The sequence below is a fragment of the Marinimicrobium locisalis genome (assembly GCF_039822625.1).
In the GTDB taxonomy this organism is placed as follows: Bacteria; Pseudomonadota; Gammaproteobacteria; order Pseudomonadales; family Cellvibrionaceae; genus Marinimicrobium; species Marinimicrobium locisalis.
In genome coordinates this window covers 296,373-309,393 of record NZ_JBDLLG010000001.1, presented here as the reverse complement: position 1 = coordinate 309,393, position 13,021 = coordinate 296,373, and the positions used below count along the sequence as shown (strand labels likewise).

Annotated in this window: 9 protein-coding genes; all 9 read right to left on the bottom strand. The window is 57.5% G+C overall.

The window, feature by feature from the left end; all coding sequences use genetic code 11:
• On the bottom strand, nt 1-1,011 hold the full coding sequence (locus tag AAE514_RS01385; RefSeq protein WP_347329692.1) for an SMP-30/gluconolactonase/LRE family protein: 1,011 nt from the start codon (nt 1,009-1,011) through the stop codon (nt 1-3).
• 296 nt (nt 1,012-1,307) lie between these two features.
• Nucleotides 1,308-5,807: a PKD domain-containing protein gene (locus AAE514_RS01380; RefSeq protein WP_347329691.1), complete on the bottom strand. Its 4,500-nt coding sequence runs from the start codon at nt 5,805-5,807 to the stop codon at nt 1,308-1,310.
• Between the two features lie 371 nt (nt 5,808-6,178).
• Nucleotides 6,179-7,141 carry an AgmX/PglI C-terminal domain-containing protein gene (locus tag AAE514_RS01375; RefSeq protein WP_347329690.1) on the bottom strand — a complete coding sequence of 321 codons (963 nt, stop codon included), beginning with the start codon at nt 7,139-7,141 and terminating at the stop codon, nt 6,179-6,181.
• Nucleotides 7,142-7,145: 4 nt separating this feature from the next.
• On the bottom strand, nt 7,146-7,715 hold the full coding sequence (locus AAE514_RS01370) for an ExbD/TolR family protein (protein WP_347329689.1): 570 nt from the start codon (nt 7,713-7,715) through the stop codon (nt 7,146-7,148).
• 19 nt (nt 7,716-7,734) lie between these two features.
• Nucleotides 7,735-8,232 carry an ExbD/TolR family protein gene (locus AAE514_RS01365; RefSeq protein WP_347329688.1) on the bottom strand — a complete coding sequence of 166 codons (498 nt, stop codon included), beginning with the start codon at nt 8,230-8,232 and terminating at the stop codon, nt 7,735-7,737.
• A gap of 5 nt (nt 8,233-8,237) precedes the next feature.
• Nucleotides 8,238-8,963 carry a MotA/TolQ/ExbB proton channel family protein gene (locus tag AAE514_RS01360; protein WP_347329687.1) on the bottom strand — a complete coding sequence of 242 codons (726 nt, stop codon included), beginning with the start codon at nt 8,961-8,963 and terminating at the stop codon, nt 8,238-8,240.
• A gap of 94 nt (nt 8,964-9,057) precedes the next feature.
• Nucleotides 9,058-9,369 (bottom strand): hypothetical protein, encoded by a 312-nt coding sequence (locus AAE514_RS01355; protein WP_347329685.1) that lies wholly within the window; start codon nt 9,367-9,369, stop codon nt 9,058-9,060.
• Nucleotides 9,369-10,076, bottom strand: coding sequence for a tetratricopeptide repeat protein (locus AAE514_RS01350; protein WP_347329684.1), 708 nt, complete (start codon nt 10,074-10,076; stop codon nt 9,369-9,371). The genes AAE514_RS01355 and AAE514_RS01350 overlap by 1 nt, the downstream gene beginning before the upstream one ends.
• Before the next feature lie 79 nt (nt 10,077-10,155).
• Entirely contained in the window at nt 10,156-13,014 is a 2,859-nt protein-coding gene (locus AAE514_RS01345; RefSeq protein WP_347329682.1) for a tetratricopeptide repeat protein, read from the bottom strand.
• Nucleotides 13,015-13,021: the final 7 nt, after the last annotated feature.

Genomic DNA, 13,021 nt, shown 5'->3' with positions numbered 1-13,021 from the left:
TCAGTAGGGAAAACCTGCCACTTCCAGAGGAATTTGCCAGAGCGTGCCGGCCCCGGTCAGATAGAGCGTTTTTCGTTCAGGCCCACCAAAGGCGGCGTTGGTGATGTTTGCATCGACCGTGATCTCCGCAATCTGTTCACCTTCGGGGGAGAACACCCGGACCCGCTGAAGGGTGTGTTCGGTGACGTAAATGTTACCCAAGCAATCCACCGCCATGCCATCGGGCACCTGGATCTGAGCCAAGTCCCGATGGCTTTCCACCGCCCCGGATTCGGTGAGGGAATAGGCCCTGAGCACACCCTCATCCCCGCCGCCGGCCACGTACAGCGTTTGTTCATCGGGGGAGAGCGAGACACCGTTGGGGTTATTAATACCGGACTCGATCACTGAAATACCCGACTCATCAATACGATAGACACGGGTTTTCGGTTGCCCACCCGGCGCCGCCGAGCGCTGAAAATCCGGGTCGGTAAAGTAAATTACCCCGTCGTCGGTCAGGGTGAGGTCGTTGGGAGAATTAAAGGGGCTACCTTCAAACTCGCTCCAAATGATTTCCCGCTCGCCGGTGGCCAGTTCGTACCGAGAAATCGCCTTGGCGTCGTGGGTGGCCGCCATCAAAACCCCCTCCGAATCCACGGCCAGCCCGTTGCTACCGCTGTTTTCAATGACTGTTTCCAGACTTCCATTGGGCGTGAGACGCTGCACCCGAGAGGGAAAACCATCTTCAAACGTAAAGTCGGAAAAGTACAAAGCCCCGTCGATCCACACCGGCCCCTCGTAGAGCCCGGCCTGCTCCCGTTCAATGGAGGAGCCCGGAACGCGCTCCGCGGTCAATTCACCAGAGGGCGCAGTCCCCGGCGAGGCGGGGCACTGCCAAGAGCCGTCTTGCTCCGCCGTCGCCGCAGAGGCCTGGGTGGTTTTTTGTTCCGGTGCCTGGGCATCGCAGCCCAGAAGGCTGACCAACGCCACGGTTGAGACGGTGCCTGCGAGCCGCGCGGTTTTAACGATCATAAGGGCTTCCTTTTGCCGATTTTTATATGATAAAGCACTTAAATATATAGCTCTAACCTATTGATTTACAATAAAAGAGCCATGATTAGGAGGAATGAGAGCTATTATACAGAGGTTGCCCTTGGCTTGGGTATGAAATCCGAGCCGGCCCTCATGATGAGACCAAACCAGCCACCACTAAAGTACCCGGGCACCAGGGAGGGCAAAGCACATAGTGACGCTGGAAGGAAAACGGAAGAGAAAGACAAAAAAAGAGGGGCCACTAGGGCCCCTCCAAACTTAGATCGGCTGGCGTATCAGGGCGACACGCACTCCAGGTTAATGTTGGTCTGGAACATAAAGTTCGACTGAGAGGTGTGACGCTCGGCAAAGAAAAGGTCGAAACTGTAGGTATTGCCCGTTTCGATTCCCAGGTATTCGGCCACCTCGTCCAGGTCCACACTCCGCTCCATCACGCCGTGTACCCCACCGATGTCAATGGCCAACTTGCCGTTAATAAAGACCCACAGGTCGTCATCACCGCGGAAGGTGAATACCTCCCCGCCTTCATAATCGAACTCCAGGTGTGCTTCCAGCGTAAAGTGGAAGTTGCGCTCACGCCCTTCGTTACCCCAGCCTTCGCCATCCACCGGGAAGAAACGATCATTTTGATACTCCCAGATGGTGGAGCCGGGCTTGCGGGTGATTTCCAGCACCTTGGGCAGCGTCTTGTTCACCTCCGGTACATCGCGATACCACTGGTTGAACGGCTCGGGCCCATTGGTGGTCAGGCTGCCCCGATCATCGTGAGCGTAGACCGGCAGGCCATCGGAGCCCAGGGTCTCTTCCACGATGCCGGTTTCCTTATCCACGCGGTACTCAAAGTCGGGGTGAGTATCACGGAAGTCCCGCAGCGTGACCGGCAGTGTGCGGCGGCTCTCATCCGAGATTTCGCAGGCCACCGGATTGGCCTCCACCCGCACGCTGTCCGGCTCACTATTGTAGGTGCCATCGTTCACCACCAGTTCGGCAATATAGCGCCCCGGTTGGTCCGCCTGGAACTCGGGGAACATGCTGTCGCCGTCATAAAGGGTGGCCTCACTGCCTTCCGGCTTGCTCACCAGTGACCACTGATAATCCAGCGGATAGCCTTCGGGGCTAATGCTGGCCGAGCCGTCCAGATAGACCCAGTCGCCCGCTTCGACGGTTTGGTTGGCACCGGCATTGGCTTCCGGCATCTTGTCGGACTGGTCGTGCGGTACCACTACATCAACGGTGCCCATCTCGGAATCGCCGATGGCGTTATCACACTGGACACCCAGTGTGTAAATCCGATTGATCCCCGTTCCAGAGCGTTCTGCCCGCAAATCGACGGTCAAATCCCCAGTCAGGCGCCAGTCCGGAGCGGTATTGCCATCACCCACACCATTGATGGGTTCGTTGGCTGTGACCGACTCAATACGGCAGCTGGTGACCGGGGCGCAACTGTCCGCCGCCTCGGCGGAGACGGCGACTTCCACCATTTCGTGGTTGGGCGCCCAGAGCTCAGAAGGCGTTGCGCTGATCTGGTCAATGGTCGGTTCGCCACTGGGAACACAAACGCCCTGCTCCGCCCGAACCGTCACTTGGCTTTGCTTGCTATCCAAAACCCCGTCATTCACCACCAACTGAGCGACGTAAAGTCCAGCTTGGTCCGGCGTAAAGTCTGGATAGGCGGTTTGCTGACCGGCCAGGACGACGTCACTGCCTTCCGGCTTGCTACTCAGGCTCCACTGGAAGCTGAGCGGGTCACCGTCGGGGTCGTAACTAGCGGAGCCATCGAGCATGACCAAGTCACCGGTATCCACGGTCTGCGCCATGCCGGCATCGGCCACGGGCCGAACGTTGACCGTATCCAGAACCACGGTGTCCGGCGCACTGTTTTCGTAGCCATCATTCACCACCAGCTGAGCCACATAGGTACCCGGCACATCAATGTCGATGCTCGCCTGCACCTCAGTGGCATCAGTAAGGGCCGCCGCGCTGCCGTCCGGACGGCTAGAAAGGCTCCACTGATACGTCAGCGAGTCGCCATCCGCATCCGAGCTAGCGCCCCCATCCAGTGCAATGGCGTCGCCCATGTGCACAGCTTGGTCCGGCCCGGCGTTGGCTACCGGCGGGGTATTTTCACTAGTAATAGTGACGGTATCCGGGTCGCTTGTGCTTGCCCCATCATTCACTCTGAGCGACAAGGTATAAACGCCCGGCTCGTCGGTGACAAAGGTCGGCATGACATCACCGGGAGCAGACAGGCTGGCTTTACTCATCTCGGGCTTGGAAACCCACTCCCATTCGTAGGTCAGCGCATCGCCGTCGGCATCGCTGCTACCGGAACCATCCAGAGTGACTTCATCCCCCGGCACAACACGCTGATCCGCTCCGGCATCCGCCACTGGCGTGACATTGCCCGGAGTGATGGTCACCGTGTCCGGCGCACTATCCAGCTCGCCATCATTCACGATCAACTCTATCCGGTATGTCACACCTTGCGAGACGGTAAGCGTTGGCATGGCCGCGGACTGGCTGGACAGTGCTTCCTCGGCCCCGGAAGGCTGAGTGACACTCCAGCGATAGCTCAAGGCGTCGCCGTCTGGATCGCTACTGTCGGTGCCATCCAGTGTAATAACGTCGCCTGGCTGAGCCTGTTGATCCGGGCCGGCGTTAGCGGTGGGAGCTTGGTTAGCCGGCTCACCAGGATCCGTAGGATCGGTCGGGTCCGTAGGATCGGTCGGGTCCGTAGGATCAGTCGGATCAGTCGGATCAGTCGGATCAGTCGGATCAGTCGGATCAGTCGGATCCGTCGGATCAGTTGGGTCCGTAGGATCAGTCGGGTCCGTGGGATCAGTCGGGTCCGTGGGATCAGTCGGGTCCGTGGGATCAGTCGGGTCCGTAGGATCAGTCGGGTCCGTGGGATCAGTCGGGTCCGTAGGATCGGTCGGGTCCGTAGGATCAGTCGGGTCCGTAGGATCGGTCGGGTCCGTAGGATCGGTCGGGTCCGTAGGATCGGTCGGGTCCGTAGGATCGGTCGGATCCGTGGGATCAGTCGGGTCCGTCGGATCAGTCGGGTCCGTCGGATCGGTCGGGTCCGTGGGATCAGTTGGGTCCGTGGGATCAGCCGGGTCCGTGGGCTCTGGCTCTCTAGGTTCCGCGGGCTCTTCCGGTTCTTCCGGATCCACGCCGGGGTCGCTGCAAATCAGCTGCTGGGGCTCGGGTTCGTTGGGTACCTCGGTCTGGTAGGGGACATACGGCAGCTGCTCACCGCGCTGAGCCTGATTCAACGCCAGCTCGGTATAAACGCGGCCTTTGTTTGAGCGAACAATCGGCAGGCGCGTATCCGTTTGAGGGTCGAACACCCAAATGCCGTAGCGGCTTTCCACATCACCACTGGAAAGGCCAGCGCGGCAGAACTCATTCACGCCGCCTTCTTCCACGGCGCACTGAGACCAACTGACCAGCAACCGACCCGTGCCGTCTCGATAGGGGGCGACGGCACTGTACCAGCCACCCTGTGACCGCTGGTTGGGATAGAGATCGACGCCCGACGAAATGAGTGAGCGCGGCGAGAAACCGCCAAACAACGTATCATTGCTGGCGCTCTCGGGGGCTTGCAATTCGAGGATGTCGCCCCCGTGGAACTGATTGTACTGGTGTTTGATTAGGGTTAATAGTTGACCGCTCTCGGACTGAACCAGTTGGTCCGGCACCATGAAAACTTCATCGGAGCGCTCAAGGCTGACGGTTTGGTAAAGCTGCTCAAGGGTGTCGCCATCGGCGCTGATACGCAGCAGCGAATAGTGATTGCTGGCAAGGGCCGCTCCCAGCGGCGTGTCAATGGTGTACTGGCACATGGCTTGTTGAGGCCACTGCTCCGGAGGGCTCAAGCCAGTCGGCGGAGCCACCGATTCCAGCACGGATGAATCGGTGGCCCCGCTCAGAGACGCGGCGCCAAGTAGGTCTCCAGACTCATCCGAACACTCTGAGACCAGCTCGTACTGACGAGACCAACGAATAAAGGCGACTTGACCGTCACGCAATGTGATGGGTTTAACATCGTGGTTGTTGCCAAAGGTGAGCTGAACGATACCCTCTCCATCCACACTCATGGAGTGGAGCAAAGAGGGACGCTCCTCGGGCCCCACTTTGTAACAATCGTCACCATAAGGGGTCTCGGGAATCGTCGGCACCGGCTTGTCCGGGTTGCCCGCCGCCCGGTCGGTAGAGAAAATGATGGTCCCTTCGTCCGTGTAGGCCGGGCTAGTGTCTTGACCAGCATTGGCGAGCGCATCCGAGCCAATGATTCGCCGAACCTCTTTACGCTCAAAGTCGTATTCGTAAATATTCCAGGTGTAGTCGGTGAAGCTGTCCGAGGGGCCGTGAGCCGCAAACACCACACGCTCACCATCCGGCGAGACATTAAGGTCCTTTACATCGTAGGCCGTGGTGCCGAAATAGTCCGCCAGCACGTCTTGGTCCACGGCATCCACACTTAGGCCGGACCGGTTGACCAGGCGGGCCCCGGGATTGAACTCATAGGGTGAGCGCAAATCTACGGGATTCCGCCCAGAGCCGTTCATCGCGCTGGCTGACTGTGCTTCCACTGCAGCATCAGCGGCAGCTGAGCTCACATCTCGCTCGACATACACAAACTGCGTGTTGTCGGATAGCGTTTCTTCCTGCGGCGCTTCGGCCGCACCCCCGCCACCACCACAGGACGCGACCCCAAGTGACATCATCGCGACCAGTATCAGTGTTTTGGAAAATGAAAAATTACTAGGCATATCTATACCCTCACCCTCAGTGTTTTATCCGTCAGATGACAAGGCGCAAGGGGGTCGCAGCCCACAAACTAGGGCTGGAAACAGTTTGCACTTCAATCACCTCAGGAAAAGCTCATCCCCCTAACGAGCAAAACGGCATGTCGACTTACGGCTGGTTCCACACCGGCTCCACTGAACCTTGAGCGCCACGTGGCGGAAAAACCGTCACTCGCGACCAAAACCGACATTCGCCCGGACAGAGTGCCAGAAATTCGCCGCGGAAAAATGTCAGGGATCACATCTTTGAAAAGTTCTTCGACGGTTTCCGACGAACGTCCACTCCGTTTGGACAAAAGGTGCCAGCCCCAACAGGGCTGGCTCATTAATCCTCGTCAGCTCGGCAAAAAGACGAAACGGTACTCCACCACGGTGGGCGGAACCGGCATTGCACCAAAGTCCACCTGTTCAATCCGTGCCAGAATCTGCTGCTCAAGATCGCTCATACCCAGTTCACTGACCAATAAGGTCAATTGAGAAATGGACCCATTCGGCTCGATCACCAACTTGAAGGTAAATTCACCAGTGAGATTGGGATCCTCCTGCAGCGCTCGCTGGTAAAGAGCGTAAACATTGCCCTTTGCCTGTTCCAGCTTGCGCCGGATGCTTTCCATATCCCTCTGCCCCGCCTGGCCGGACTCATGGGACCGTGGATGGCTCGCCGGCAGACTGTTCATATCGACGCCTTCAACCTCCGCCGCTTGGTGGGCAGATAGCGCGGTAATATCACTCTGCATGACCGACTCATCCACCACCGTACCGTTACTGCGCTCCGTCATTTCACGGCCCAGGCGGGCACGCTCGGTGCGAGCCACATCCCCCCCTTGATTATCGGAAAGGTTTTTACGCTGCATACTCGCAACATTCGCCGCGTTGCGCACGGCACTCAACTGGTTGGACAACTCATCCATCCCCTGCGACTGGGTCACCGATTCTCGGGCGTCCGGCTCGGGTTGAGGCGCTGGAGCTGCGGCGGGTTCCGGCTTAGGAGTCGGTGCGACCGTGGGCTCCACCGGCTTGGGTTCAGGCTTGGGTGGCGGAGGAGGTTCGGGCGCCACAGGTTCGGGCTCGGGCGGCTCGATTGGGTCCAGCAGTACCTGGGTGCGCTTAACCGCATCCTCCTTCACTTCGAGCCCGGTATCGAAGGTGGGTAGCCAGGGCACCACCACGAATAACAGCAACAAGGGAATCGCCAAGCGCTGCAACGTACGCTTAAAAGCCGTTTCCCGCTGCTCATCCCGCTCCCAAGGCAGATGTAGATCAAGGGCCATCGGCTCCATGGCATTGACGTTCGACATAACGTTAACCCCCCTGCCCGGCCTGGGTGACGGAATTAACAACCTCAGCCTCAGGTACGGCCTCTTCAGGCAAAGTCTCGGCGGGCGCGCCGCCGTGTACCTGGTTTACCGCCAGTGAAATATTGCGGTAGTTGCTGTGCTGACAAGTTGACATCACTTGGCGCAACAGGGAGAAAGACACACTTTCGTCCCCCATGATGGTGACGGCAAGCCCCATTTCCTGCTCGTACTCGGAGATCTCCCCGAGTTTCTCGGTATTCGCCTCAAGCGCTTCGGCCAGCGGTTCAATGAGTCGCTCCGAAGAGTCCAGAACCTCATCAACCGACGCCACCACCGTCTCACCCAGAAGAATTTCGGTATCACTGACCGTGAGCTTGAGCTCGGTATGTGGCTGCACACCACTCACCGAGTCGGGCAGTGTGACAAACTTGGCGTTTTCTATTTCCTGGCTATCACCGGAGTTCAACAACAGGAAAAACACCAAAATCGTAAAAATATCCATCAACGAGACAAGGCTCAGCCGAGCCACGGCCGGTCGCTTCTTTTGTTGGTAGAGAACGGTTGATCCAATCATGTCAGTGATTCGCTCTGCGTTATTTGATGTCGCCCAGTGAAATTTCCGGAAAGAGCTCAATTTCAACGACGCTGGCGGCTACCACGGCTTCATAAGAACGCACCGCGTCCATGGTAGACACCAGGCTCTGGTAATCCACCTCCGGGGCAGACAGAAGTAAGATGGAGGCATTATCGCTAAGCTGCTTTTTGACTTCCCGCATAACGCGGGTCAACTGAGCGTAATCGTATTCCTCACCCTCTTCTGTCTCGGTTCGCTCCACTTCCTGGATCAAAACATCATCCGGGTAATAGACCTTGTAGCCTTCGTTCTCGATCTTCACCATCAGCTGAGACTGAGACTCATCACTCTGGCCGCTCCCACCCGTCAGTTCCGGTAAGTGAATATCCAAAACCGTCACCTGGGCAAAGGTCAGTGTGATGAGCAAAACCGGCACCAGAACGACCATAAGGTTCATGAAGGAGGTCACATCCAGCTCGGCGTCATCGGTTCTTCTGGGCGTGAAGTTGAAGTTCATGGTCTTTACCCTTCGACGGCAGCCGCTTCTTTGTCTTTCTCATTCAGGTTCTTTTCGTGCGAACTCTTCTCCGGACGAGGGGTTCCTGCTTCGATGAACCGGTGCAGTGTCATAATATTCAGGAACTTGACCGCAGACATTTGGATACTTGAAATAATGGACGCGGTTTTATTCTGCAACACTGCGTGCAATATCAAAAGCGGAATGGCGGCAATCAACCCAAAAGCGGTGGTGTTCATTGCTACTGAGATTGAGTTCGACAGCATGGCGGATTTTTCAGCCGGATCAACATTGGCCACGGCACTGAATGCACCGATCAGACCGATGATTGTACCGAGCAGCCCCAGCAGGGTCGCAACATTGGCCAGCACCGCCAGATAACCGGTGCGCTGCTCAAGCCGGGGCATGGTTTCCAGCATGCCTTCGTTCATGGAGTTCTCCACGTCCGCGCGTTGCTTGGACACCTTCATCATGTCCAGGCCACAGGCGATAATTCGGGTAACCGGCGCTTGGCTTTCCCGGGAGTACATCTGCATTTTGTCCATGTCCGTGGTGCGCAACAATGGCAGAAAATCGTTGAAGGCGCGTCGATTACGCCACTTCTCGCGATTCAGGAAAACCCACCGCTCAAGCGCGATGGCGAGCCCAATCACCAACACTATAGAGATGGGGTAGAGGAACAGACCACCATCCTGAAAAAACTGTGTCACGTTGTTGTATATCTCAGTCATGGCTACACCTATTAGTAATCGTCATACACACTTACAAACTGTTAATAGTCATGCGGTTACGCGTTGGTCGCAACCACAGCCTTTAAGGTATTTACTACTCGCCTTCCAATTGCATTTCTTGATAAATCGTTACCGTTCGATTCAGTACGTCGCGGTCCACCGCTTCAAGCGTGGCATCGTGCTTGTTCTCCATGCTCCACTGCAGCTTGTCGGGCGTACTGGTGCCCTGCCAGGGAACAAAGTAGCTAACAGCTGGCTGTTCCTTGTCGCCAATAAACGTAGACTGCAGGCGAATGGCCGGGTTTTCCGGGGGCGTATCGGCGCTTTCTTCGGCCGGCACTTCTTCCGCCACCGCCTGGCTTGGAAGTGCAGCTGCCAGTAGTACCAAGGCGAAGATTGACTTCATTATTCCCCCTCCCTATTGCCGTGGTTATTGATTGTTTCAGCGTCATCGGCGCGGTAGGAAACCGTTTCTGGACCCTCGGCGTCCATTTCAAAGGCGGGCGCGATGCCGGTGCGCGAACGGAGCTCTTCAAGCCACGCCGCTACCTGAGTATTCTCCCCCTCCGTCAAAAACTGGTAGGCCTCCATGTGTTTCTGCGCCCGCAACGGATGGTTCAGGTAAATATCGTAGAGCACCGCGAGGTTCAAATGGGCTTCCGGAAAGTCCGGCCACAATTCCAGTGCCGCAGCATAAGTGTTCTGGGCGTGCAGATAGCGTCCAAGCTTACGTTGAGCCAGGGCCAGCCGAAGGTAGGCATTGACGTTATCGCCATTGATTGCAATGGCTTTGGTGTAAAGTTCGAGCGCCTGCTTATGCTCACCTCGTTGCGAGGCGATATCACCCAACATGACCCAGGGGCCGGAGAGGTCATCGTCGGCTTCGGTCAGTTGTTCGAGCAGGGCTTCAGCCCGCTCCCACTTCTGGGCCTTGAACGCACGCCGAGCCTCAATAAAACGGGTAACCGACTCCTTATCCACCCGGCCTCGCTGAGCGGCATAAGGGTTCTCCCGTGGTTCGTAGGGTAACCACTGGCCCTCATCGCCCTGCTCCTGCACCGGCAGATAGAGAGCGGTGGACACGAGGTTCAAGGCGGCCTCTTCTTCCGTCATCCATTGCAACTCGCTGCCCCCGGTTGAACACCCGAAAAGAGCTGCGCTCAGCGAGAGGGCGAGAGTTGCACGGAGAGATTTAACGTATCGCATCGCCATAGCTCACAATTAGTTCAGATTTATCAAACCGCGAAGGTTTCAACGTCCGCATCGCGGTAAAACTCTGGTCTATCCAACGGTTGAAATGCCCTTCCCAGGCGCGGTCAATATTCGCCTGATGAAGTTCCATAGCCAGTTCATCAAAAGGTATCGCCTGCTCGGCTATCAGCTCCTGGTAAACGCCACGCTGCTCGTTTGACAGCGAACTCGGCACCGGGGAGTTCAGTAGCGAACGCGCCAACTCACGATACAGCTCCGCCGTTTTAAAGCTGGACATACTGGTGAACTCCAGAATGCCCTGGTCGGCGGCGTGCTGGTAACGGCTGGCCGCTTCCTGCAACAAACCGTTCTTCTCGGGAAGGCTCTCCACCAGTGGAAGGCTGAGACGGTAGTCATTAAAGGCCTTGGCGTGATGGTCCCCGTACTGAATGCTGGCCCAGGCGGTGAGCCAACGGTTGCGTTCTGAATCACCAAACTCGGCGCCACCGTCCACCAGCTGGTCGAGCCAGAAGAGCTGACGGCGAGTATCGCCCACGCGCTCGTAGTTCAGCGCCAGCTTGTACCGGGCCTCCATCAGAACGTCGGTGGGCGCTTCATAGGTATTGGCGTAATCGCGGAAAAGCCGCAACGCCTGCTCGTAATTTTCGTCGTTTTCATACATGGTGGCGGCTAGGAACAACGCTTCGCGCCGTATCTCCTCATCCGGATCCTTGTCGGCCAGCGCTTCGTAACGCTCGGCGGCCAGGGCCCAGCTCTCCTGCTGTTCATAGGCAAACGCCAGGCGACGGGGAAACTCCACCGCCAGCTCATGCTCTGGCGCAATTTCAATCAGCTCCCGTAGCTCGTCAATTGCTCGCTGCCACTTTTCCATACTGATGAGCAGGGTTACCGCCTCATATTGGGAAGGAACCCGTAGCTTCGCCCCGGGCGTCAGGGCCTTGATTTTCAACAATTGGGCGACTGTCGCTTCCGGGTCGCCCTGCCCATCCAGGGTTTCCGAGTGGCGGTACAAGGCCGTGGCCAAGCGTTCCGTGACCGAATCATACTCATCCGACCCGGGCGACATCAGTTCGCGCTGTTGGCGGTAGCTTTCCGCCGCCTCGGCGTATGCCTTCAGTTGAAACTGCGAATGGGCCATGATGCCGAAGGCGGTTTCCTTGAGGGAGGGGTCCAGTTGGGGGTTGTCTTCCACCAATTGACTGGACACTGTCAGCGCCCGCTCGTACTCGCGCAAGCTGAACAGATACTCCGCCGCGTTGGTTAGCACGGAAACCGCCCGGTCGTCCGCATGGAACTGACCAGAAAAACGCAGCATGCTGTCCACCGCCCGGGCCTGCGTTGGCTCAATGTCCGCACTACCTTCCGGCAAACCCGCAATGTGCTCTTGGTAGGCAATGATGGCGGCGTAGCCGGCATCGCTTGCGTGCTCCGTAGCACTATCGCCCTGGGGGTCATAGGCGACTTGCTCATAGCCGGGGACGGCATCAATGTACCGCTGGGCCAGGAAAAGCGACTCGGACTTAAGGTAAATGACTTCGTCAATGCGCTCATCCTTCGGGAAGGTTTCCGCGTACTGGGCATAGTAATCAGCCGCTCTGACGTAAGCTTGCTCGGCTTCCGCATCAAGTGCCTTGGGCCCTTCCGTTTCCTGGGCTTCAGACTGGGGGTCAGTGGTGCTGGCCAAGTCCGGCCGTTCCTCAGGGTCGCCCTCTTGTAGAGCCTGGCCCTGGCTGTAGTGATACCGTGCCAGTTCATCCAGATAGCTGCGAATGGGCTCTCTGACCTCCGGGTAAAGGCCATCGGTATTGCCGGCATAATCCGAACGGATGCCGTAGGCACGCACGTAAACCGCTTTCTCCTCCAGCGCCAGAGAGGGGAAACCACCGTCAATATAGGTTTGGATGATTTTTCCGTGAAGCGCCGGGGCCCGTGTGGAATCCGGATGGTTGGCTATGAAATGACGGAAGGTACCGGCCGCTCTTTCGTACAGCTCTTTCTCGCGATAGTACTCGCCCAAGTGATCATAAAGCAGCCAAGTGTATGGCTGGTTAACCACGTGGGGCAAAGAGGGAATGGCTTCAGCGCCCCCCACCTTGTCCAGCGCCAGACTGATGGAGTGAACCGTATCCTTGGCAACCGGACGTTCGCCATCGGCCAAGGACTCGACATCGTCTCGGCCCGCCATCAAATCATCAAGCACTCGGGAAAATTCAGTCAAACTGTCACTGAACTGTCGCTGCTTGTAATGGGACCACCCCAACATGTAACGGGCGTTCGTGGCCAAGCGCGGTTCTTCCTGCGACAGTACCGCCCGATAGGATGCCTCGGCCTGAGCATAATCCTCGTTGTTGAAATGAATATCGCCCATACGGAAATGAGCTTCCGCAATATTGGCGTAATACGGATGGCGGCGAGTCAACTCGGAGAGCATCTTCATGGCCTCTCCCTGATCGCCTTCGAGATCATAGGCTTTGGCCAATTGGTACAGCACTTCCGCATTGTCAGGCGAGTTGGGGTACTTTTCCAGAATATTGCGGTAGGCTTTAATCGCCTCCACATAATGACTGCTGGGCTTGGCGGCCTGGCGCTGCTCCTGAACCCCCTCCATCATGTAAACGTCGGCCACCCGGCGTTCGATTTGCTCTTTCAGCTGTTCATCTTCAAACAACTCGGCCAGTTCGCTGTACTCTTCCCGCACCGCTTCGTGAGAAACCGGTTCGGGCGCTTCGGCTTCCTCCTTGGGTGGGGTGTACGCCAAAGAGCCAATCGTTTTGGGCTGATTGGCACCGCAGGCGGTCAGCAAAACCAACACGCTGGCGGCCGCTGTAATGGTTGCCATTGGGGAC

What these genes read in the sequence shown, in the direction of transcription:
- AAE514_RS01380 (WP_347329691.1), bottom strand. Translation starts at nt 5,807, where the DNA reads ATGCCTAGTAATTTTTCATTTTCCAAAACACTGATACTGGTCGCGATG.
- AAE514_RS01375 (WP_347329690.1), bottom strand. Translation starts at nt 7,141, where the DNA reads ATGTCGAACGTCAATGCCATGGAGCCGATGGCCCTTGATCTACATCTG.
- AAE514_RS01385 (WP_347329692.1), bottom strand. Translation starts at nt 1,011, where the DNA reads ATGATCGTTAAAACCGCGCGGCTCGCAGGCACCGTCTCAACCGTGGCG.
- AAE514_RS01345 (WP_347329682.1), bottom strand. Translation starts at nt 13,014, where the DNA reads ATGGCAACCATTACAGCGGCCGCCAGCGTGTTGGTTTTGCTGACCGCC.
- AAE514_RS01365 (WP_347329688.1), bottom strand. Translation starts at nt 8,232, where the DNA reads ATGAACTTCAACTTCACGCCCAGAAGAACCGATGACGCCGAGCTGGAT.
- AAE514_RS01370 (WP_347329689.1), bottom strand. Translation starts at nt 7,715, where the DNA reads ATGATTGGATCAACCGTTCTCTACCAACAAAAGAAGCGACCGGCCGTG.
- AAE514_RS01350 (WP_347329684.1), bottom strand. Translation starts at nt 10,076, where the DNA reads ATGACGGAAGAAGAGGCCGCCTTGAACCTCGTGTCCACCGCTCTCTAT.
- AAE514_RS01355 (WP_347329685.1), bottom strand. Translation starts at nt 9,369, where the DNA reads ATGAAGTCAATCTTCGCCTTGGTACTACTGGCAGCTGCACTTCCAAGC.
- AAE514_RS01360 (WP_347329687.1), bottom strand. Translation starts at nt 8,963, where the DNA reads ATGACTGAGATATACAACAACGTGACACAGTTTTTTCAGGATGGTGGT.